This is a genomic window from Sphaerisporangium melleum (assembly GCF_014646695.1).
GTDB classification, from domain to species: domain Bacteria; phylum Actinomycetota; class Actinomycetes; order Streptosporangiales; family Streptosporangiaceae; genus Sphaerisporangium; species Sphaerisporangium melleum.
Genome location: NZ_BMNT01000006.1, coordinates 38,935 through 60,853, shown reverse-complemented (window position 1 = coordinate 60,853; position 21,919 = coordinate 38,935). Strand labels below are relative to the sequence as shown.

17 protein-coding genes are annotated in these 21,919 nt (G+C 73.4%); 5 read left to right on the top strand and 12 right to left on the bottom strand.

All coding sequences use genetic code 11. The features are described from left to right. The first annotated feature begins 102 nt into the window (after nucleotides 1-102). The gene (gene rsgA, locus IEY93_RS06715; RefSeq protein WP_189162090.1) at nucleotides 103-1,203 is read left to right on the top strand and encodes a ribosome small subunit-dependent GTPase A; all 1,101 of its coding nucleotides are present in this window, start codon (nucleotides 103-105) and stop codon (nucleotides 1,201-1,203) included. Between the two features lie 424 nt (nucleotides 1,204-1,627). Here rsgA and IEY93_RS06710 read toward each other — a convergent pair whose 3' ends face one another. The 3 genes from IEY93_RS06710 to IEY93_RS06700 form a co-directional block, all read right to left on the bottom strand. Beyond that, complete coding sequence (locus tag IEY93_RS06710) at nucleotides 1,628-1,939, bottom strand: WhiB family transcriptional regulator (RefSeq protein ID WP_093171423.1); 312 nt, start codon at nucleotides 1,937-1,939, stop codon at nucleotides 1,628-1,630. 122 nt (nucleotides 1,940-2,061) lie between these two features. Continuing rightward, on the bottom strand, nucleotides 2,062-2,967 hold the full coding sequence (locus IEY93_RS06705) for a sucrase ferredoxin (protein ID WP_189162231.1): 906 nt from the start codon (nucleotides 2,965-2,967) through the stop codon (nucleotides 2,062-2,064). Nucleotides 2,968-3,613: 646 nt separating this feature from the next. Next, the gene (locus IEY93_RS06700) at nucleotides 3,614-5,281 is read right to left on the bottom strand and encodes a glycerol-3-phosphate dehydrogenase/oxidase (protein WP_189162089.1); all 1,668 of its coding nucleotides are present in this window, start codon (nucleotides 5,279-5,281) and stop codon (nucleotides 3,614-3,616) included. Nucleotides 5,282-5,373: 92 nt separating this feature from the next. Between IEY93_RS06700 and IEY93_RS06695 the strand changes: the two genes are divergently transcribed. Next, complete coding sequence (locus IEY93_RS06695; RefSeq protein WP_189162230.1) at nucleotides 5,374-6,969, top strand: FAD-binding oxidoreductase; 1,596 nt, start codon at nucleotides 5,374-5,376, stop codon at nucleotides 6,967-6,969. A gap of 90 nt (nucleotides 6,970-7,059) precedes the next feature. Beyond that, the gene (locus IEY93_RS06690; protein ID WP_189162088.1) at nucleotides 7,060-8,733 is read left to right on the top strand and encodes a metallophosphoesterase family protein; all 1,674 of its coding nucleotides are present in this window, start codon (nucleotides 7,060-7,062) and stop codon (nucleotides 8,731-8,733) included. Between the two features lie 31 nt (nucleotides 8,734-8,764). Here the strand turns inward: IEY93_RS06690 and IEY93_RS37905 are convergent, their stop codons facing one another. From IEY93_RS37905 to IEY93_RS06670, 4 genes are all read right to left on the bottom strand, one after another. Continuing rightward, nucleotides 8,765-11,323, bottom strand: coding sequence for a serine/threonine-protein kinase (locus IEY93_RS37905; protein WP_229690919.1), 2,559 nt, complete (start codon nucleotides 11,321-11,323; stop codon nucleotides 8,765-8,767). A gap of 175 nt (nucleotides 11,324-11,498) precedes the next feature. Next, nucleotides 11,499-12,875 (bottom strand): YlbE family protein, encoded by a 1,377-nt coding sequence (locus tag IEY93_RS06680; RefSeq protein WP_189162228.1) that lies wholly within the window; start codon nucleotides 12,873-12,875, stop codon nucleotides 11,499-11,501. Nucleotides 12,876-12,877: 2 nt separating this feature from the next. Beyond that, nucleotides 12,878-14,281, bottom strand: coding sequence for an AllF/FdrA family protein (locus IEY93_RS06675; RefSeq protein ID WP_229690918.1), 1,404 nt, complete (start codon nucleotides 14,279-14,281; stop codon nucleotides 12,878-12,880). Nucleotides 14,282-14,640: 359 nt separating this feature from the next. After that, nucleotides 14,641-15,549, bottom strand: a complete 909-nt coding sequence (locus tag IEY93_RS06670; protein WP_229690917.1) for an oxamate carbamoyltransferase subunit AllH family protein — start codon at nucleotides 15,547-15,549, stop codon at nucleotides 14,641-14,643. A gap of 163 nt (nucleotides 15,550-15,712) precedes the next feature. Between IEY93_RS06670 and IEY93_RS06665 the strand changes: the two genes are divergently transcribed. After that, on the top strand, nucleotides 15,713-17,278 hold the full coding sequence (locus IEY93_RS06665; RefSeq protein ID WP_189162086.1) for a PucR family transcriptional regulator: 1,566 nt from the start codon (nucleotides 15,713-15,715) through the stop codon (nucleotides 17,276-17,278). A 75-nt stretch (nucleotides 17,279-17,353) separates the two neighbouring features. On the opposite strand, the gene IEY93_RS06660 is transcribed toward IEY93_RS06665, so the two are convergent. The 3 genes from IEY93_RS06660 to IEY93_RS06650 form a co-directional block, all read right to left on the bottom strand. Beyond that, nucleotides 17,354-17,791 carry a PIN-like domain-containing protein gene (locus IEY93_RS06660; protein ID WP_189162085.1) on the bottom strand — a complete coding sequence of 146 codons (438 nt, stop codon included), beginning with the start codon at nucleotides 17,789-17,791 and terminating at the stop codon, nucleotides 17,354-17,356. A gap of 6 nt (nucleotides 17,792-17,797) precedes the next feature. Further along, nucleotides 17,798-18,484: a DUF433 domain-containing protein gene (locus IEY93_RS06655; RefSeq protein WP_189162084.1), complete on the bottom strand. Its 687-nt coding sequence runs from the start codon at nucleotides 18,482-18,484 to the stop codon at nucleotides 17,798-17,800. A gap of 344 nt (nucleotides 18,485-18,828) precedes the next feature. Continuing rightward, on the bottom strand, nucleotides 18,829-19,503 hold the full coding sequence (locus tag IEY93_RS06650) for an NADPH-dependent F420 reductase (protein WP_189162083.1): 675 nt from the start codon (nucleotides 19,501-19,503) through the stop codon (nucleotides 18,829-18,831). A gap of 100 nt (nucleotides 19,504-19,603) precedes the next feature. On the opposite strand from IEY93_RS06650, the gene IEY93_RS06645 reads away from it, so the two are divergent. Next, nucleotides 19,604-20,026 (top strand): winged helix-turn-helix transcriptional regulator, encoded by a 423-nt coding sequence (locus IEY93_RS06645; RefSeq protein WP_189162082.1) that lies wholly within the window; start codon nucleotides 19,604-19,606, stop codon nucleotides 20,024-20,026. Nucleotides 20,027-20,153: 127 nt separating this feature from the next. Here IEY93_RS06645 and IEY93_RS06640 read toward each other — a convergent pair whose 3' ends face one another. Both IEY93_RS06640 and IEY93_RS06635 read right to left on the bottom strand, forming a co-directional pair. Next, nucleotides 20,154-21,359: a TolB family protein gene (locus IEY93_RS06640; RefSeq protein ID WP_189162081.1), complete on the bottom strand. Its 1,206-nt coding sequence runs from the start codon at nucleotides 21,357-21,359 to the stop codon at nucleotides 20,154-20,156. Beyond that, nucleotides 21,356-21,871, bottom strand: a complete 516-nt coding sequence (locus IEY93_RS06635; protein WP_189162080.1) for a SigE family RNA polymerase sigma factor — start codon at nucleotides 21,869-21,871, stop codon at nucleotides 21,356-21,358. Before IEY93_RS06635 ends, IEY93_RS06640 begins: the two co-directional genes overlap by 4 nt. Nucleotides 21,872-21,919 lie beyond the last annotated feature (48 nt).

The window sequence follows — 21,919 nt, the reverse complement described above, 5'->3', positions numbered from 1 at the left end:
TCATGCGGGTCTTTCTGAGCATGCCCGTGTCCGTTTCCTCCCGGGTGGCCGCAGCGCGCTGAAGCCGCTGGGCACCCGGTCCTTCCCGAAGGGTGCCCTACGTTGACCGCTTCTGGTCATGATCTTTCTTTCCTCGGCTGGGACGACTCCCTGGCCGCAGGCCTTCCGGGCGGAACCGTCCCCGCCCGTGTCGCCCGCGTCGACCGCGGCACGGCGGACGTCATCGCCGCCGACGGCCACCACCACGCCCGGTACGCCGCGCCGCTTCGGCGGGCGGTCGCGGCCGACCCGGTCGCCCTGCCCTGTGTCGGCGACTGGGCCGCGCTCACCTGGCTGCCCGAGGGCCGCTATGAGCTGGAGGCGATCCTGCCCCGGCGCACCGCCTTCGTCCGCGGCGGGGTGGCGCGCGTCTCGCGGGAGGGCCTGTCCGGCGACTCGCAGGGGCAGGTGCTCGCCGCCAACGTCGACGTGGTGTTCGTCGCAGAGCCCGCCCTGCACGCCACCGACTTCGCCGACCTCGGCCGCATCGAGCGGCTGCTCGCCCTGGCCTGGGAGAGCGGCGCATCGCCCGTCGTGCTGGTCACTAAGGCCGACCTGGTCGGCGAGCACCTGCCGTCCCTGCTGCAGGACGTCGCCGCCGCCGCGCCCGGCGTCGAACTGCACGCGGTCTCCTCGATCACCGGGGAGGGCGTGGAGCTGGTGCGCGCCCACCTGGCCGGTTCCCGGACCGCGGTGATCCTCGGCGCGTCGGGCGCCGGCAAGTCGACCCTGGTCAACGCGCTGGCCGGTGAGCAGGTGATGGAGACCCAGCAGGTGCGCGCGGGCGACGGCCGGGGCCGGCACACCACCGTGCACCGCGAGCTGATCCCGCTGACCGGCGGCGGCCTGGTCATCGACACGCCCGGCATCCGCCGGGTGGGGTTGTACGACATGAGCCAGGGCGTCGACCTGGTCTTCTCCGACATCGAGGACCTGGCCGAGCAGTGCAGGTTCTCCGACTGCGCGCACGAGAGCGAGCCGGGCTGTGCCGTGCTGGCGGCGCTGGAGTCCGGCGAGCTGCCGGAGCGCCGGTTGCAGAGCTGGCGCAAACTGCAGCGCGAGGCCGCCTGGATGGCCCGGCGCGGCGACGCCCGGCTCCAGGCGGAGGCCACCCGGCAGTGGAAGATCATCCACAAGTCCGTGCGGGGGAGGTACCGCCCCTGACGGCCGGTGCCCCCGCCGCGCCACGGCGGGGGACCGGCGTGCCGGGGGAGTGGCGCCGCGGGGCTCGCCGCGCGTCCGGCCCGCCCTGGTCACCTGGCCGGAGAAGAGGCGGGGGTCGCTGCCGGGAATACGCGAACGGCCCGCGTGGCCGGGCCGTCCCGGGTGAACGGGAGCGGGCCTGCCGGTCGCGGGCCGTCACTGTTTTCGCGGTGACCGGCCCATCGGGGCCGTCACGAAAAGAGATCCGCCGAGCCGGAGCCGGCTCGGCGGTGAGGTGCGGGACGCCCCGTTCAGGGGCGGTGGAGCAGTGGGCGCCTTCTTCGAAGGAGGGCGCCCGCATGATCATGCGGCAATTTCGGCCCTGGAGGCGTACAGGAGCGGAAAAGCCGCATGATCACGCCGGAGGATCATGCCGGTGGAGGGTTCAGGCAGCACTGATGCCCGCGCTGGCGGCACGCCGCATGCGCCGACGGCGCTCGGACGCGCGCTCGTCCTCGTTGAGCCCGCCCCACGTGCCGTACTTCTCGGGACGTGAAAGGGCGTAGTCGAGGCACTCTGCACGGACTGGACACTGGGCACAGATGGCCTTGGCCTTGCGCTCGCGGATGTCGCGCTCCGGCTGACGCTCGCCGTCAGGGCCGAAGAACAGCACGAGGTCCTCTCCCCGGCACGCGGCGTCATCCTGCCATCCCCAGCTGGGGCGCGGGCGGGCGATCTGCCGACGTACCTGAGACATGAGAAACCACCTTAGGTGAGTAGGTGAGAGGTATTTCTGGGTTTGTGCCGCATTGGACGCATGTGGCGTCGACTGTTCCAACGCTGTGGTAGGCCGAGGTGTTCCCGGCTCCGTCTGGAGCCTCAGGTCAGGACGGGCGTGCCGCACTGGAAGGACTCCAGCGCCGCAAGCCTGTAGGTCGCGATCGTGTCGGCGCACGCGATGCCGCATGGCGCGAACATCGTCCGCTCGACCGCAACCCGGAACCGGACGTCCCCGTGGCGAACGATCGCCTCGGTGACGTCACCGTCCGACCTGGTGGTTTCCACGGCCACTCCGCCTACCGACAACTCGCCCGTATGTACCCGGACGAAATGCTCGGCGGCCTGCGATGGCTCAGGGATGCCTGCGCGTCCCCGGAAACGGTCGAGAACGATCTCGCCGTGCCGGTACGCGTTTGCCGCCGCGATCGCGGCAGCCTGAGACATGCTGCCGTAGTAAAGCCCGTGTGGCAAGCACACGAGGTTAGCGGCGTAGCGATCGCCGCCCACATGAGTGGTTTCCCACACTCTTCCCGGCTGGCTCTCACCCAAAACCCGCGCGATGGGAAGACCAATGCGGGCGCAACACGCGTTGCGCCTGGCATGCGTGCAGACCAGGAACACCGGCTCCTTCACCAGTATGCAGGACTCCGGTACCACTCCGCGCACGAGAGATCCCAGGTCAAGATCGCGCGGATCCAGGAAGACGCCCTCGGCGATCCACGGTTCCCTCGCCGTGGTATCGGCGACCATGACGTGCACCGGGCCGGACGTCGCGTGACGCTGCAGCGGACGCCGGATGAGCTGGGCGCGCACGCCGAGATCCGCCGCGCGGCGGATCAGCTCATGGACGGGCTCGGGCAGCTCGCACTCCTCCAGCCGCGCGGCCCAGGGACCGCGGTGCTCGATGAGCAGCCAGAACCGGGCGCCGGTGGTGGCGCTCGCGAGGGTGGGAACCTCTCCCGTGTGGCAGCCGGCCGGGTGATCACACCCCCGTGCCCGGTTCATCGTCACGCTTCCTCCCCGATCACTTAGGTAAGACTAACCTAACGGTTATGCCGCTCATGTGCGAGGCGTGAGCTGAGCTGAATGTCCGAATCTGGGAAGGACATGCGGTTTCCGGGATGTGAGATTACTCACCGTCCGATTTTCGTACTTCACTTGCCCCGCACCCCCATCACTTGTTAATCCCCGGCCCACGACGACCACGGGCACGGCACCCCCGAAAGCGCCGCCGGTCCGGAGCGCGGTCCCGAGACGTACCAACACGGGCCGCCGGGTGGCATCGGTGACGGTCTCGGAGAGTTCCCTGTCAAGGCTTCTGGGCGCCTGTCCCAACGCCGTGTGCGGGACGCGGCCTCCGGCGCAAGGGCGCGTGGCCGGTGGACGGCGCGGCAGGAGAACCCGGCCCGGGGCCGCCGGACCGCGCAAGGGTCCGCCCGGCCGCTATGGGGGTGGGGCGCCGGAGGCGTGCTCGCGCAGGACGCGTTCGCAAGCCGCGAGGCCGGCGGACGGTGGGTCGGCGGACCGTGCGTGGGGCTCGTACGTGTCGCCCGGCCACTATGGGGCGTGCTCGCGCAGGACGCGTTCGCAAGGCGCGTGGCATGCGGACTGCCAGGCCGCCGGACCCGAGCTCGTACGTGTCGCCCGGCCGCTAGGGGGCGTGCTCGCGCAGGACGCGTTCGGCGGCGGGGAGGGCCGCCGCCCGGTCGGGGGGCACCAGGCCGACGCGGGTGCGGCGGTCCAGCAGGTCGCCGGCGTCCAGCGCGCCCTCGTGGCGCACGGCCCACACGAGCTCGGCCACCGTCACCCCGGTCGGCAGGGTCCGCGCCAGCGCCGGGTCGCCGAGCGCGAGCGCGTGGACCTCGGCGGCCTCGGTGCCGTACCGCTCCACCAGCCGGGCCGGCACCCGCCCTCCCGCCCTGCCGGCCGGGCCCGCCTGCGCGCCCGGACCGGTCCGCGCGCCGCCGAAGCCCGGCACGATGCGCGTGCCGGCGGAGTGCGGCCACGTGTCGTCCACCGCGTTCGCGCCAGAGCCCTCGGGAGCCCGCGCGCGGGGCCCGCCGGGGGCGCCGGTCAGGGGCAGCCGCGCCGTGCGGCTCGGCGGCGCGCCGGGGAACGCGGCGTCCACGGCGTCCTGCGCCATCCGCCGGTACGTCGTCAGCTTGCCGCCGACAACGGTCAGAACGCCGTCAGGAGCCGCGATGACCGCGTGCCTGCGGGAGAGGTCGGTCGTGCGCCCTCCGCCGTCCAGCAGCGGTCTCAGGCCCGCGTAGGCGCCCGCCACGTCCTCTCTGGCCACAGGAGTCGCGAGGACCGCGTTCAGCACCTCCAGCAGGAGGGCGACATCGGCCTCGGGTGGCTCGGGCACGTCCGGCACCGGGCCGTCCACCGGCTCGTCGGTCAGGCCCACGTACACCCGCCCGTCGGACTGGGGCAGCACGAGCGCGAACCGCGCGCCGCCGCCCGGCATCGGCACGTGCAGGCTCGCCCGCGGCCCGCCCAGCGCACCGGCGGGCAGCACCAGGTGCGTCCCCCGGGAGGGCCGCAGCCGTACCGACGGGCTCAGCAGGCCCGCCCACACGCCCGCCGCGTTGACCACCCTGCGGGCGCGGATCGCGAACACCTCACCCGACAGCTCGTCGCGCACCTCGGCGCCGTCCCCGTGCAGCGACAGCGCGCGGCACCGCGTCAGGACGCGCGCCCCGTACGCCGCGGCGGTGCGCGCGATCGCGACCACCAGCCGGGCGTCGTCCACCACCCGCCCGTCGAAGGAGGCCAGCGCGCCGCGCAGCCCTTCGGCGCGCAGCGCGGGGAACAGCGCGCGGGCGTGACCCGGCGGCACCCGGGACGGGCCGGGAAGCAGTCTGCGGGGCGTGCCCGCCGAGCGGCGCAGCAGGTCGCCGAGCCGGTAGCCGGCCATCAGGACCGCCGCCCGCCGCGAGGAGACCTCCGGCGTCAGCGGCAGCAGGTACGGCTGGGCGCGCACCAGGTGCGGCGCGGTGCGCGCGAGCAGCGCCCCGCGCTCGACGGCGCTCTCTCTGGCCACGCCCACCTGACCCCTGGCCAGGTAGCGCAGCCCGCCGTGGATCATCTTCGAGCTCCACCGCGAGGTGCCGAACGCCAGGTCGTGCGCGTCGATCGCCACCGTGGACAGGCCCCGGGACGCCGCGTCGAGCGCCACCCCCGCCCCCGTCGCGCCCAGCCCGACCACCAGCAGGTCCACGACCGCCTCGCGCGCCTCGGCCAGCTCGCGCGCCCGCCGGGCGGCGTTCAGGGAAGGCCCCTCAGGCGTCGGGGAGGAACTGGCAGAGGGGGTCACGGGCGCCTCCGGAAGGCCGCCCCGGCCGAGGGGCCGGAGTGGAGCGTGTCACAGTGTAGGACGTGGAAACTCCCAAGACCGCGGCCGAACCGATGCTCTGGTCCGGCTGGGGTGATCCCGCCAAGGCCGCCGAGCTGCCGCAGTCCGTCCGCAGGCTGCTGAGCGAGCTGCTCGGCGTCCGCGCGCCCGCCGTGCCGCCGGCGAGCTTCGGCGAGGTCAGGCTCGGCCCGGTCGCGTTGTCCCCCCTCGTGCTGGCCGACCTGCGCAAGGTCGTCGGCGCCGAGCACCTGCGCTTCGACGACGACGCGCGCATCAGGCACACCCGCGGCAAGTCCACCCCGGACCTGCTGCGCATGCGCGCCGGTGACGCCTCGGACGCCCCCGACGCGGTGCTGCTGCCCGGCTCGCACGAGGAGGTGCTGGAGGTCCTGCGCGTCTGCGCCCGCCACCGGGTCGCCGTGGTGCCGTTCGGCGGCGGCACCTCGGTCGTCGGCGGGCTCGTGGCCTCCCGGCAGGGTTTCGCCGGCGTGATCGCCCTGGACCTGGCGCGGCTCGACCGGCTGCTGTCGGTGGACGCCGAGTCGATGGTCGTGGACGTGGAGCCGGGGCTGCGCGCCCCGCAGGCCGAGCAGTTGCTGGCCGGGCACGGGCTCACGCTCGGGCACTTCCCCCAGTCCTACGAGTACGCGACCCTCGGCGGGTTCGCGGCGGCCCGCTCCAGCGGCCAGGCGTCGGCCGGGTACGGCCGGTTCGACGACATGGTCGTCGGCGTCACGGTCGCCACCCCGCGCGGCACCATGGAGTTCGGGCGCGCGCCCAAGTCCGCCGCCGGCCCCGACCTGCGCCAGCTCGTGCTCGGCTCCGAGGGCGCCTTCGGCGTCATCACCTCGCTGCGGCTGCGCGCGCGGAGCGCCCCGGCGGAGAAGGTCTACGAGGGGTGGCGGTTCCCCACGTTCAGGGCAGGGACGGCCGCCCTGCGGCGCCTGGCCCAGGACGGGCCGATGCCCACCGTGCTGCGCCTGTCCGACGAGACCGAGACCATGGTCGGCCTGGCCAAGCCCGGCGAGATCGGCGGCGTCCAGGCCGACGCCGGGTGCCTGGCCGTGGTCGGGTACGAGGGGACCGGCGAGGACGTCGCCCACCGCCGCGAGCGCACCGCGGGCGCCCTGTCGGCGCTCGGCGGGGTCTACCTCGGCCCGGAGCCGGGGGAGGCGTGGGCGCACGGCCGCTACAGCGCCCCCTACCTGCGCGACGCGCTGCTGGCGGCCGGGGCGACCGTCGAGACGCTGGAGACGGCCTGCTTCTGGTCGGGCCTGCCGCGGCTGTACGACGCCGTGCGGCTGGTGCTCAGCGTCGCGCTGTCTCCCGCCGGCGAGGCGGGGCAGGCGAACCCGCCGCTGGTCATGTGCCACCTGTCCCACCTGTACCCGACCGGGGCCTCGCTGTACTTCACCGTGGTCACCGCACAGGCCGGCGACCCGCTGGAGCAGTGGGCGACCGCCAAGCGGGCGGTGAACGAGGCCGTCGTGCTCGCGGGCGGCACCATCTCCCACCACCACGGGGTGGGCCGCGACCACCTGGCCGCCTACGCCGCCGAGATCGGCGAGCTGGGGGTGGAGATCCTGCGCGCGGTCAAGGAGCGCCTCGACCCGGCCGGCATCCTCAACCCCGGCGTCCTGATCCCCTGAACGCCGCCCCCTGAACGCCGCTCGGCCTCCATTGCGTCACGGTGCGCGATTCGGCCCGTACGGCGCGGCAAGATCGGCGAAGATGGACCCATGGTGGACGTCGATCGGGCGGCGGAGCGCGGCAGACGCGGCTCCTCGCGGGTCTCAGAAGAGGGCGCCGGGTGGTCCTGCCAGGAGATCGGCACCTTCGCGAGCCTGCGCCCCGACGACAGGTCGTTCTCCTGGCTGCGCTTGGCCACCCTCGTGAGCTCGCGCAACGAGATCCTCGCGCAGCTCTTCGGCGACCCGTCGAGCGAGGTGCGCCGCCGGTGGATGGCCGCGCGCGAGCAGCAGGGCGCCGACCCCGACCGCCGGATCACCATCGACGCCGGGCCCGCCTACAGCTTTCTGATCCTCGGCGACACCGGTGAGGGCGACGCCTCGCAGTACGCCGTCGTCCCCGGCATGCTGGCCCTCGCGGAAGGCACCCGTTTCGCCGTCATCGCCAGCGACGTCATCTACCCCACCGGCTCCGGCAACGAGTACGACGCGAAGTTCTTCCGCCCCTACCAGGACTATCCCGGGCCGATCTACGCCCTGCCCGGCAACCACGACTGGTACGACGGTCTCGGCGGGTTCATGCGGGTGTTCTGCGACGCGCCGCCGCTGGAGGCCGAGCGGCGCGGGTTCTCGCTCTCCCCGGCGGGCCTGCGCGGCCTGTTCTGGAAGGCTCCCGAGCCGATCGACGAGCCGCGCCTGGCGCAGGCGCGAAGCCGTCGTTCCCGGCCCTCCCAGCAGGCCGAGCCCCAGCCGGGGCCATATTGGGCGATCGACCTGCCCGGCCTGCTGCTGGTCGGCATCGACACCGGGATCACCGGCACCATCGACCGCGACCAGGGGGCCTGGCTGCGCCGCGTCTCGGCCGACCCCCGGCCGAAGGTGCTGATCACCGGCAAGCCGATCTACGACCGCAACCAGTACCACCCGTGCCCCATCGAGGGCGGCGGCACCGTGGACGAGATCGTCCGGGACCCCGCGCACGGCTACGTGGCGGCGATCGGCGGCGACACCCACAACTACCAGCGCTATCCGGTGCGGGTCGGCGACCGGACGATCCAGTACATCGTGGCCGGCGGCGCGGGGGCGTTCATGCACGCCACGCACACCATCCCCCGGGTGGACGTGGGCGGCGTCCACGAGGACGACTTCCGCTGCTACCCGCTGCGCGGCGACTCGCTGTCGTTCTACAGCAAGCTCTACAGCCACCGCCTGCGCATGCCCTGGCTGTACCTCACGCCGGACGAGGGCCTGACGCTGATGTCCGACCACATCGGCAACGTGCCGCCGCGCCCGGTCGGCACCGGCGACGGTACGGCGGGCGAGCCCGTCCCGGTGCTCCCGGGCACCGGTGGCACGGCGGACGACGGCTCGGGCCATGGCGCTTCCGGCGAGGTCCCGGTGGCCGCCGGAGGCGCGGGCGGGCGGGGCGACGCCGCCCCGCCGAAGCGGATCACGGCGCGGATGAAGTGGGCCGCGCGCATCCTCGGCGGCCGCCCGATGCCGTTCCGGCTGCCGGTGGGACGCACCTTCCACCGCTGGTTCTCCGAGCTGTCCGACTGGGACACCCCGCCGTTCTTCAAGAGCTTCCTGCACGTGTCGGTCGAGAACGGCGTGCTGCGCATCCGCTGCTTCGCCGCGACCGGCTGCCGCCCGCAGGAGATCGAGCCGCCGCTGGAGGACGAGATCCTCATCCCGCTGGCCCCGGCTTCCGCTCCCGGCGCCTGACCGGCCGCCCGCGACGCCGGCCCGGCGCCGGTCAGCTCGCGGGCTTGAAGCTGCTCCAGAGCACGGACATCGCCTCGCGGGTGTCCGGCTGGTCCCACTCGGCGTCCGGCGCGGTGAAGGTCACCTGGTAGGCCGCGGTGTCGCTGACGGCGACGTACCTGGTCATCGCGTGCGTGGTGACGTTGTTGAGCGCGGTGTAGGTGTACTCCCACACGCTGCCCTCCCACTTGCCGTCGCCGAGCGGGGAGGACTCCAGCCGGGCCTGCGCGTAGTCGGTGAGCGTGGCCTGGTCCTTGGCCTTGGTCAGCAGATCAAGGCCGTCGTCGCCGGTGGGCGTGACCTTCTTGATCTGGACGCGGCGTCCGGAGCTCTTGGGCCCGGTGTAGGTCACCGCCTCGTCGGAGGCCGACATCGTCCAGTCGCCGGGGACCGCCACCGACACACCGGCGGCGGTGTGCGCGCGGAACCCGCCGGGGATCTTGGTCGCGGGCGGCGGGTCGGCGGAGCCGGCCGTGGCCGCGGGCGAGGCGGGCGCCGAGGCCCGGTCGCTCACGGCGGGCGGCGCGGCGGCCTGGTCATCGGAGGGGGAACCGGCGGGCCACAGCACGAACAGCAGCGCCGCCACCACGCCGACGATGCCGACGCCGGCCAGGACGAGCAGGACGGGGGAGCGGCCCTCGCGGTCGTCGTCCCCGGCCTCGGCGGCACGCGAGCGGCGCCCGCGCCCGTACGCATTGCCCTCGGGCCGCCCGGCGGTGTCCACCTCGCCGCCGCCCCGCCTGCCGAACGGGTCGCCGACCTCCTTGGCCAGTTCGTCGGCGATGTTGCGAGAGGCGTCCGGAGGCCAGACCCGCGAGCCCGGCGTCCCCGCGACCAGCGCGTCATCGCCGCCCGGTCCACGCTCGACCGGAGCGGCGTGCGGGCCGGTGCCGGGGCCGGCCGGCCGGAGCACGTCGTAGGGGTCGACCGCCGCGTTCGGCCCCGACGGGGAGCGCAGCGCGTCGTAGGACGCGGGCCCCCGGTGCGGTGCCTCCTGCGGCCCGGAGCCGCTGCGCAGGGCGTCGTACGGATCGGGGCCGGCCCCCGGTGCGCCGGGCTGCGGGCCGGAAGGGCTGCGCAGGGCGTCGTAGGGGTTCGGCTGCGGGCCGGTGGGGCTTCTCAGGGCGTCGTAGGGATTCGGCCGCGGCCCGTCCGGGATCGGCTGCGGGCCGGTGGGGCTTCTCAGGGCGTCGTAGGGATTCGGCCGCGGCCCGTCCGGGATCGGCTGCGGGCCGGAAGGGCTGCGTAGCGCGTCGTAGGGGTTCGGCTGCGGGCCGGTGGGGCTTCTCAGGGCGTCGTAGGGATTCGGCCGCGGCCCGTCCGGGCTCGGCTGCGGGCCGGTGGGGCTTCTCAGGGCGTCGTAGGGATTCGGCCGCGGCCCGTCCGGGCTCGACTGCGGGCCGGAGGCGCTGCGCAGCGCGTCATAGGGGTCGGGCCGCCCGCCCGGAGCGCCGTACCCAGGGGTGCCCGGCATGGCGTTCGGAGCGGTGACGCCGCCGGTCTGGAACGGGCCGGGGCGGTCACCGGTCTGGTCTGCGGGGGCGCGCTCGACCGGGACGCGCACCGGGCCCGACGGGGTCTCGATGATGCGCGAGGGCAGCGGCCCGGACGGCGGGTCGAGCGGGGGAAGCATGGCCACGGGGGTCGACTCTCCCTGCGTCGGCAGCTGCTGGGACGGCCGCCGGCCGGCTCCGTGCGTGCGCAGCACCCGTTCGAGCAGGTCTGCGGCCTGGGCGGCGGGCATGCGGTCGGCGGGGTTCTTGCGCAGCAGCCCTTCGATCACCGGCAGCAGGGCGCCGGCGCGCTGGGGACGGTTGGGCTCCTGGGTGAGCACGGAGCCGAGCACCGCCACGGCGTCCGGGCCCTCGTACGGCGGGCGGCCCTCGACGGCGGCGTACAGCGTCGCGCCGAACGACCACAGGTCGGCGGCGTGCGTGATCGGCCGGCCCTGCAGCCGCTCCGGCGGGATGTAGGCGGGCGAGCCCATGAGCAGCCCGGTCTGGGTGATGGTGACGTCGCCCTCGATCGCGGCGATGCCGAAGTCGGTCAGCACCACGCGGTCGGCGGTCAGCAGCACGTTGCCGGGTTTGACGTCGCGGTGCAGGATGCCCGCGGCGTGCGCGTGCCGCAGCGCGTCGAGCACCCGGACGCCGATCTCGGCGGCCTGGACGACCGGCAGCGGCCCGCTCTGGCGCACGGCCTGCTCCAGTGACCAGGCGCGTACGAGCTCCATGACGATCCACGGACGGCCGTCCTCCTCGACGACGTCGTGGACGGTGACGATGCCCGGGTGGCTGAGGCGGGCGGCCGAGCGTGCCTCGCGCAGCATGCGCCGGTGCGCGACCTGCTTGCCCGCGCTGTCCAGCCCGAAGGGGAGGATGAGCTCCTTGACGGCGACGTCGCGGTCGAGCAGCACGTCATGGGCGTGCCAGACCATGCCCATGCCGCCGCGGCCCACGGGTGAGAGCAGCCGGTAACGCCGGCCGACCAGCCGTCCTTGCCCCTCGGGTGTGACACCGGCCTCGCCGAGCGGGCTCCTACCCTCTGCCATCGAGGGCGCTCTCCCCAGTGCGCCATCGGTCGTCATACCGCGGCCCCCACTTCACCCTCGTCCGCGTCATATCACCGTTTAATGGATCATGTACTGTTCATCGGCACCATCTGGACTGTGAGCCTGGCCACTGATATTAGGGTCAAAGGACGGTCAATGGGAATTCGGTCGTCCTTTAATGTGCGCCGAGCGCCGTCAGCGCCGCGATGAACGCCTCCGCGGGTGGCGTCACCAGACCCGCCCCCACCTGCCCCGTTCCGGCCACCCGGCCCGCGATGCCGGTGTTGACCACCGGAAGCAGCCCGGTCCGCGCGACGAGCGCCACGTCGATGCCCGTCGGCGTGCCCCGGAAGCCGAGCCCGGGGATCTGGTACGCCGGGTGCTCGGCCAGCGTGATCTCGTACATCGACCGGGTCGCGGCGACCGCGTCCGAAACGTCGCCGCCGACGAAACGGACGATCGCCGGCGAGGCGGCCATGGCGAACCCGCCGAGGCCGGTCGTCTCGGTGATCGTCGAGTCGCCGATGTCGGGATTGGCGTCCTGCGGCCCGTACGCGCCGAGATAGAGGCCGTCGGGCACCCCGGCGGGGCCGGTGAACCAGCGGTCGCCGAGCCCGGACACCTGGATGCCGAAATCGGTGCCGTTGCGCGCCATCGCCACCACCATCGACGACCCCGGGACATCGCGTGCGGCGTCGGCGCAGACCTTGCCCGCGGCCATCCCGGCGTTCAGGAAGAAGTGGTCGTTGCCGTTGACGAACCGCAGCACGTCGGCGGCGTGCCGGGGGGAGGCGTCGACGATCGACGGCGCGATCTCGCGGACGAACAGCGAGGTCGCGGCACGGTTGCGGTTGTGCAGCTCGTCGCCCATCTGCAGCGCCTGGGCGATCAGCGACCGCAGGTCGATCGGACCGCTCAGCTCCAGCGCCGCCGCGAGCACCGGGCCGAGCACCTCGCCCATCCAGCGCAGCCGCTCGATGACCTCCTGCCCGTAGGCCCCGTAGCGCAGCACCTTGCCCAGGCCCTCGTTGAGCGAGCAGTAGGCGGTGCCGCCGTACTCGTCGTCGGCGACCTCGAACATCCACATCGACGGGCTGACCACCCCGGCCATCGGCCCGACGGTGCGGTGGTGGTGGCAGGAGTCGAGCCGCACGCCGCCCGAGGCGAGCAGCCGTTCGGCCTCCTCGGCGTTCGCGGCGAGCCCTTCGAAGATCGCGGCGCCGGCGAGCGCGCCGCGCATCGGCCCGGACGCCCGCTCCCACTCGATCGGCGGCCCGGCGTGCAGGAATGTACGGGCGGGCAGGCCGAGCACCTCGCGCGCGGGCCGTGCCGCCACGAGTCTCGGACGCGCCGAGGTCAGCCGGCCGGCGGCCGTCCGGTTGGCGGCCTCGCGCCGCGGGTCGGCCAGGACCTTCGCCAGCGCCTGCGAGGTGCCCGGCAGCGGGGGCCGCCACTCGACCCCGAGGCGCGGGACGGCCTGCCGGTCGAGCGACTCGGCCAGCACCGAGGCGCCGACGGTGATCACCCGCGGCTCGCCCTGCAGCATGGACATCGTCACCGTGACCTCCCGGCCAGACTCGCGGCGTGCCTGGCGGCCGCCGCGTTCGAGGTGAAGACCGTCGCACCCGCCGCGACCAGGGACTGCGCCTGCCGGCCCAGCCCCTGGGGATCGGAGGCGGTGCCCACCAGGGCCACGACCACCGACGCGCCGCGCCCCACGGCCCGCGCGACCGCAGGCGCCAGCCGCTCGGCGGGGTCGGGATCGGCGGCGTGGCCGAGCACCACGTCGAGCAGCACGACGCCGGAGGCCCGTTCGAGCGCCTCCAGGCGCACGGTCGGGTCGATCATCGGATGGGGACGGCCGACGGTGTAGGCGTCGTCGCCGAAGTCGGTGAAATCGCCGCTCCCCGCGATGATCGCGGCCTCGGCGCACAGCGTGCCGCCGGAGTACAGCCCGTGCAACTCGCGCGGCGCCGGCCCTTCGCCTGGTGCGGAGGGCTCCGGCGGCGTCCAGCTCGGCCACTCGGGGACCGGCAGGCCGAGCGCGCGCAGCGCCTTCTCGGTCGCGGCGGTCAGGTCGTCCTGGCCGGGGCCGAGCAGGGCGGTGACCACCGGGGTGGCCAGGCCCTCCACTGCCTGGCGCACGGTCTGCGCCACCTCGGGGGCCGGGGGCTTGGAGATCAGCACGATCAGCTCGGTGGCGGGGTCGGCGTCCAGGGCGGCCAGCGCGGCCAGGGTGGAGGCGCCGCCCACCGCCGAGGACAGGTCTCTGCCGCCGACGCCGAGGACGTGGCTCACCCCCGCGCCTGCGTGGTCGAGCAGGCAGGTCACCTGCTGGGCGCCGGTGCCGGAGGCGGCCACCACGCCGACCGGGCCGGGGCGCAGCACGTTGGCGAAACCCAGCCCGGCGCCGCCCACGACGGCGGTGCCGCAGTCGGGCCCCATGACCAGGACGCCGCGTTCGGCCGCCCGCCGCTTGAGCAGGACCTCCTGCTCGACGGGCACGTTGTCACTGAAGATCATCACCGGCAGGCCCGCCTCGACGGCGTCCATGGCCTCGGCGAACGCGTGCTCGCCGGGGACCGACACCAGCACCAGCGAGGCGTCGAAGACCCGGGCGACGGCCCGCGTGGTGCGCGGGGCCATCTCACCGGTCGCCGCGCCGCCCGCGGCCGCGCCCCTGGCCAGCGCGGCGAACTGCCGTTCCAGCTCGGCGGCGGCCTCCTCCAGCTCGGCCTCGCCGCCGGCCCTGATGGCCACCAGGAGGTCCGTGGGGCCCGCGGGGGGCACGGCGAACCCGGCTTCGCGGGCCAGCTCGACGTTGAGGTCGGTCGCCATGGCCACCACGGCGAGGGTGACGCCCGGGCGCGACCCGAGCGCCTGGCTCACCCGCATCAGGCTCACCGAGTCGTGATAGACGCCGGGGCGCACCTCGACCCGATCGGCGTTCGTCGTCAACGGTCGCTCACCGCCCCTCGCGTCACGCGATTAACTTTCACTGGTCGCTCACCGCATCTCAGCCGATTTCTCACACGATTCCCGACAGGCTGTGTGGGACGTCGTCCCGATGGGGGACTCGTTCCTCTGGGACCCGGCCCCTCGGCGCGACGTCGAGGAGCGTCCGTCCGGAGTCGTCCGTGGGTGGTCCGGCCCTGCCGGGGCCTTCCCGCCCGGCCCCGGCGCCCTTCTGTCCAGGTCCGGATCCCAGTGATCGGGCCGGGTTCCGGCGCCGGTGGGGCCGGTCTGGATGACCCGATTCGCGATGGCTGGGCGGTGACGGACGTCAGTCGTGTTCGCCGGTTAACGCTACTTTTGATCTACTTTGTAAAGCCGCCGGACCTGCTCGGGGTCACGGCGCCACCAAGGCTCAGCACCGCGAACGCACCCGCGCGCAGACCCCAGGCGAGATCCGCGCCCGAGGTGTGACCCAGCCGCAGTAACCGGTGCACCGCGGGCTCCAGCGGCTGGTGGCCCGCCAGCCCGCGCAGTACGGCCAGCGCCTCCGCGCACGCCTGCCCCTGGGCGGCGCAGTACAGCAGCGTCGCCGAGATGGGCGTGGTGCGCGTACGCGCGTCGAAGGAGACGGTCGCCGCCAGCCAGTCGGCCAGCCACACGGCCCGCTCCACGCCCGCGGCCTGACCGAGCCGCCGCAGCGCGACCAGCACACCGGCGAGCATGTCGTCGCCGCTCGGCGTCAGACCGGGACCGAGTCCCATGAGCCGCTCGGCGGCGCTGATGGCCCGCACGAGCGATCCCTGCGCGCATCCCTCGGCGAGCAGGGTCCCTGCCCCGCCGGGTTCGAGGCCGGTCGCCCGGCCGGAGGCCGCGCAGATGCCCTCGAGCGCCGAAAGCGCCGGCGCCAGGCGGTCCAGCCCGACCGGCCCGAGGGCGGGAGCGGGGTCCCACCAGCGCCGGACCTGCACGCTGACCCCGCCGATCTCGACGCATCCGTCGCCCACGACGGCCTCCTCGCCGCCCACGACCGGCGGCAGCGCCTCGCCGAGCACCACCGCGTTCGGCAGGCGGGTCGCCTCACCGGTGACGACGGCCACGACGAACGGCTCCACGTCGCCGCGGATCTCCAGGTAGAGGCCGAGCGGGAAGACGGCCAGCACCCGCGCCGGGCGGCGGGGCGACTCGAGCGCGGGCCGCAGCGCCGTGCTCGCCGCCCCGTACGCCTTGGTGCGCGCAGGCGGGCGGTGTCGGATCGATGTACGCGTCCCCACAGTCACTACTCGGCCTCCCCGCGAGTCTCTGGAGAACGTAGAACGGTCCGAAAGCCCGACGTACGGAGAAAGCTGACAACACTTCCGCGTGGAGTTGGCTCTTGTTGACAGGAGATCTGTTCCGTCAGAATCACCGAAAAGGCGTTACACCCTGGAGCTGAGCATGGCTGCTGACCTGTCACCCCCGGCGATGCGTTCGGCCTCCACGGGCACCATCATTCACGGGGTCTCGGTGGGCGAGGTGCTCGGTGTCTCCACTCTCGCCGGGGCCCGGCTGATCGGTGGTGAGAGCGGCCTCGACCGCGTCGTCCAGCGGCTCAACGTCATGGAGGTCCCCGACATCCTCGCCTGGGTCAAGCCGCACGAGCTGCTGCTGACCACCGGCTACCCCCTGCGCAACACCCCCCAGTCGCTCGGCACGCTCGTCACCGACCTCGACGAGCGGGGCCTGGCGGCGCTCGGCGTCAAGCTCGGCAGGTACGTCGACGAACTGCCCGGCGAGATGGTCGAGCAGGCCGACCGGCTCGGCTTCCCGCTCATCCTGCTACCCAACGACGTCGGCTTCGACGACATCCTCAACCAGGTCCTCACCGACATCCTCAACCGCCAGGCGGCCCTGCTCGCCCGCACCGAGGAGGCGCACCGCGCCCTCGTCCAGATCGTGCTGGCCGGCGGTGGACTGCGCGAGGTCGTCGCCGAGGTGGCCGGGCTCCTGGACGTCTCGGTGGCGGTGGTCGACGCCGCGGGCGCGGTGTTGTCCGCCGCGGGGGACACCGCCGCGCTGGAGGCCGTGCCCGCCGTCTCGGGCGGCGGCTACACCGTCGTGCCCGTCGTGGCCGGCGGCCACCACCACGGGCGCATCGTCGCCTACACCCCGGGCGGTGCCATGCGCGAGGGCGACGTCGGCATCCTCGAACGTGCCGCCACGGTCGCCGCGCTGGTGGTCACCCGCCAGGAGGCCGTCACCGCCGTCGAGAGCAAATACCGCGCCGACTTCCTGCGCGACGTCCTCACCGGGCGTGGCGGCCTGCGGGTCGCCGCCCGCGCCCGCGCCTTCGGCTGGGACCTCGAACGGCCGGTCGGGGTGGTGGTCGCCGAGATCGACCCCGAGTGGGACATCCCGCCGGACCGGCTGCTCGCCGCCTGGGTCACCGCGCTGCGCCGTCACGACCCGAACGGCGCCGTGGCCGGCTTCTCCCACGAGGTGGTCGCCATCGTCGGCTCCGGCGTCGACCTGACCCGCCTGGCGAAGGACGCCACGGCGTCCTTCGCCGACTCCCGGCCCGCGACCTTCTCCACCGGCATGAGCAGGGTCGCCCAGGGCGCGGACGCGCTGCCCGACGCCTACGGCCAGGCGCTCAAGGCCGCCCGGGTGGGGCGGCAGCTGCACGGCCGGGGCGCCGTCGCCCACTTCGACCAGCTCGGCGTCTACCGGCTGCTGTCCCTGGTCAACGACACCGCCGAGCTGCACGCCTTCGTGAAGGAGACCCTCGGCCCGCTCGCCGGTGACGACGACGCCGAGAACGCCGACCTGCGCCGCACGCTGCAGGTGCTGCTGGAGACCAACCTCAACGTCGCCGAGACCGCCCGCCGCCTGCACTTCCACTACAACACGCTGCGCTACCGCATCGGCAAGCTGGAGCGGATGCTCGGCAACTTCACCGAGGACGCCCACCTGCGCCTCAACCTCACCCTCGCCCTCCACGTCCTCCGCATGCGCGGCATCTGACCGGCCCCAGCCTGCTCCGGCACCTCCGAGCCACGAAGCGCCACCCCGGGCAGCCCGGTGCGACTTCGAGATGTCTCAGGAGGTCAGCGCGATCTCCCGGATACCGGAGCGCGTCACCGCGTAGATGTAGGGGCCTGGCTTCTCGGCGGCTTCTTCCATGTGACGCCATTGAGTCACGACCACTTCGAGCAGGCCCCACGCGTCGAGGCTCTCCTCAGCGGTGATGGCGAACATCCGCGCCCGGGCCGCGAGCACAGCGTTCTTCTCCGCCGTCCGCATCTCGATGTGCCTGTCACGGGTGATGATCGCGAGCCCGGCCGCCGCGACCCGAGGAATCCACACGTCGTCGGGAGTGGCCGTCTCCTGGATCGGGCAGGGGGACATCGTCCAGGACTTTCGATGGCGTTGCCCGTCGTCACCGCAGAAGGTCACATCGCGGCGCACGCGTATCAGGACATGGGCCAGGCCAAGGGTGTCCGCATCGACGTACCAGCGAGGTCTGACCAGCTTCATGACACCTCAGGCGGCATCCGCGCCCCACTCGTAGACGAGCGCCGCCTTGACGGAGGAGACAGGGAGGCCGAACTCCTCGGCGATCTCCTCCACGGGGACCTGGGCGTCCACGAGTTCGGCGAGAACCTCCGTGCGGACGCCCTCGACGGTCGCGGCCCCCGAGGACAACATCGGGTCTATGACGACTGGAGAATGACGTCCCAAAGGGTGGATGCGTTGTGCTTCCTGATCGCCGCTCTCGCTGAAGTCCACCCGGTCGAGAAAGTCGATCACTCGGTGGTCCAGCACGAATTGGTCGTCGCTCACCTGGTACACCATGCGGAGTCCCGCCGGGATATCGAGTTCTTCCTGAATCTCCAGCAGGAAGCGGCGACGGCTGTCGACGAACGGCTTGAAGTGCGCCAGGGGATAGGGGACGCCGAACTCGCGGCGCAGGTCGCCGATAAGGGGGCGCAACTTCTGCATCGAGACGTTGCGCTGACGGTACGCCCGGAGATAACGCGCCTCGACGATCTCGCCCCACGTCACATCGTGGCTACCGGTCGGCTCCTCTCGGAGAACCGGTGGGTAGAAACGACCCTGCCGCTCTTCCCCCTCGAGCCAGTGCATCAGGGTGGTCGGAGGGATGCGGAGTTGGCGCGCGGCCGCCCGCACACTCATCACCTGCCGGTCAAGCGTATGAATCGTCCCCATCGCCGATCACTCCCCTCTCGCTGGGGAGGATATGTCGGGGTGTCGCCTCTGTCTTCCTGGAGGTGGCCTCTTCACGCCTTGCTGACTCTCCATTCGTCGATGGCGGACGATTGGCGTGTGCAGAGAGTATCACGATGACCGCAGAGGGTGATTCTCTTGGTCTGCGCCATGACCACGTGGATGTCCGCTCAGCCTCGGGGGGCGCACCCCGATCGGTTGGCCCGCGAGCCGTCGCCAGGGTTGGCCGGGGGCATGGCGGTTATCGCGGGACGGAGCCGCCGAGATGGTCCTCCTCTGCGGCTCCGTCCGCGCTCGGAAGGACCGGGGTTCCTCACGTCCGTTTCTCAAGGGGAGGCCGTCGTGGCGTCTCCCGGGGCGGCAGGTGCCGGAACGTGGGGGACGGCGGAGGCGGGGTCGAGGCCGGCGAAGGCCAGGCCGATGACGAAACCGGCCACCTCTTCGAGTTGGCGGGCGCGCTTGAGCGGACCGAGCACGGCGGGTACCGCGCCGACGTCGCGGACCAGCCCGCCGACCACGTCCAGGGCCGCCGCGTCGTCGCCGCACATCGCCACCGTCACCGAGGAGCCGTCCTCTCCGGTGGCTTTGGCCCACTGGCCGGCGGGGAACAGGTGGAAGGCCTTGACGACGTGGGCCCCTGGCGCGAGGGCGGAGATCCGCTGCGCCGCCGACTCGCCGGGCCCGGTCAGCAACACGCCGACGCCGTGCTCGACCGCGTTGGTGGGATCGATCAGCGGGACCCCGTCCAGGCTCCCCTGAGCGGCGCCGGCGCTGCGCAGCATCTCCTCGACGCCGTCCCACGACACGGCGAGCAGCACCGCGTCCCGTCCGGCCACCGCCTCGCGGGGCGTGACCGCGCGAGCTCCCCGGCCCAGCCGGCCGGCGAGGTCTCGCGTCCTGGCGGGCGAGCGCCCGCCGATCAGCACCTCGTGGCCCGCGCTCACCCAGCCCGTGCCCAGTCCTTCGGCAAGGTTTCCGCTGCCCAGAATTCCGATGCGCATGGTCTCTCTCCTCGTTCCGTCACCGGCCGGTCGACGGCAACGGTAGGGAAGGCGTCGCGCACCGATCGGTGCGCGACGGGCAGGCGATGATGGGGGTGAGATGAGCGAGCGTGAAGCCCACTGCCACGAACTGGTCGCCGACTGTCGGCTGCGCGCGGCGACCGACCTGTTCGCCCACACCTGGGACCCCGTCGTCCTGGCGGCGCTGCGCCCGGGGCCGCGACGGCGCCGCGATCTGCGCTCCTTCATCGGCGGCATCAGCGACAAGGCGCTGACCGAGGCGGTGCACCGCCTGCTCGCCAACGGCCTGGTGACCCGCCACGCGTACGCCGAGGCCCCGCCTCGCGTCGAGTACACCCTGACCGCTCTGGGACGGAGCCTGGTCGACGGCCCGATGCGGGCGCTCGGACGGTGGATCGCCGACCACGGCGACGAACTCCTCGACGCCCAGGAGAACGCCGGGCGGGGGAGCACGGATACCGATGAGGACGGCGAGCAGGCCGGCCGGCACCCGGCGGCCTGACCTCGGCCCGCATGGCCGGAACGAGGGGGAGCCGGGTGGTTCCGGCGCGTCGCCTGGCCGTCTTGTGTGCCGGACGCCGGGTGCCCGGTCCGGCAGGGCGGGCACCCGGGGTGCGCCGGCGAGGGGATCAGGGGATCTTGGAGAGGTCGATGACGTGGTACCGGTTCTTGAGGCGGTAGGTCATGATGCGGCCGGCGGCGTCGGGGACGGGGATCTCGCCGCGGGTGGCGACCTCCTCGCGGATGCCCGTGTCGGCGAGAGTGCCGGTGACCAGGTCGTAGAGGCCGATCCCCGGGCCGTCATCCCTGATGTTGCGCACGTAGAAGCGGCTCTGCACCGGTGGTTCCGGGACCAAGTAGCCAGAGGGGATCTCCTTCTGCCGTGAGCCGTCACGAGCCCTGGTGAAGGCCTTGCCGTCCGGTGCCGTCCCGAAGCAGGACCGTACGCCGCAGGCGTACACGCGCTCGCCGTCGCGGACCACGGCCGTGCTGGTCTGCCCGGTCGCCAGGTTGACGAGCTTGGTGAACGCGGGCCGCCTGGGGTCGCCGGCACCCGGTGTGCCCGCCCACGGCCAGGACAGCAGGTGCAGCCCGGCGCCGTCCGGAACCGGCATCACCGGCCCTCCGGTCAGGGGGACGCGGTAGACGCCGCCGTTCGCCAGCGAGAACACCACATCGTCGCCGGCCAGGCCGAGACCGTCCGGTGCGTCGTCGCCGTCGACCGGGTGGCCGGCCACCGGCCGCGCCCTGCCGCCGTCCAGCGCGGCGGCCCAGATGTGCACGACGCCCTTCGTCATGGTCCACCAGGCCACCCGAGTGCCATCGAGACCGAAGCCTGTGGCGAACAGCGTGGTCCCCTTGGGCGCGGGCACATCCGTGATCCTGCGTAGGTCGCCGGTGGCACTGTCGTAGGCGTACAACGTCTCGACCTTGCCGAACGTGCGCCCGGCGCTCATCAGCAGCGTGCGATCGTCGATCATGGCCATCGGACGCAACTCCGGGCCGCCCGGCGCCCGCACGGGAGCCGTCCACGCCGCCTGTGGCCACACCTTCTCCACCGGTTCGAGGGCGACGGCGGAAGCGGTGGCCGAAAGGGACGGGGTGGGAGACGAGCGAGCGGCGGGCATCGTGGTTCCGCCGCCGGCGCGAAGCCCCACCGCGGTGCCGCCGGCGACCAGCACCACGGCCGCCGCCGCGAGCAGCGCCTGGGCCCGGTGCCTGCGCCGCTGGTGGCGGGTCTCCAGTCGCCCTGCCAGCGTTCCGGGCAGTGCGGTCGGCGCCTGCCGCGCGGCGTTCTCCAAGGTCCTGCGCAGGGTGTCCTCGACGTGGTTCATCGCCGCTCCTCGTACTCGTTGCCGACGCTCATCGGGCCGTGCGCCGGCATGGCCGCGCGGAGCTTGTCCAGCCCCCGCGACGCCTGGCTGCGCACGGTCCCCCGGGAGATGCCGAGGGTCGTGGCGATCTCCGCGTCGCTCAGCCCTTCGTAGTACCGCAGCACCAGCACCACCCGCTGCCTGCGCGGCAGCCCGGCGAGTGCCTGCCACATGGCCTGCTCGTCCCCGTGGGGCAGGACATCGTGGTGGCCGTGCTCCGGCAGGTCCCAGGCGAGCAGCTCACGCCGCCGCAGCCGCCAGGTGGCGGTGTGCAACCTGGCCATGGTGGTGCGCACATAACTCTCGGGGTTGTCCTTGGCCCGCAACCTCGGCCAGGCGGCGCGCAGCTTCAGCAGCGCCTCCTGCACCAGGTCGGCCGCGTCGTGGGGGTTCCCGGCGAGCACGTAGCCGTAGCGCAACAGCGCCTGGCCGCGCTCGGCGACGAACCCCGCGAACCGCGGATCTGCTTCCACCTGTGTTCGCCCTTTCCTCGCGTCTGTCACCTCCCAGAGGCGAGTCGC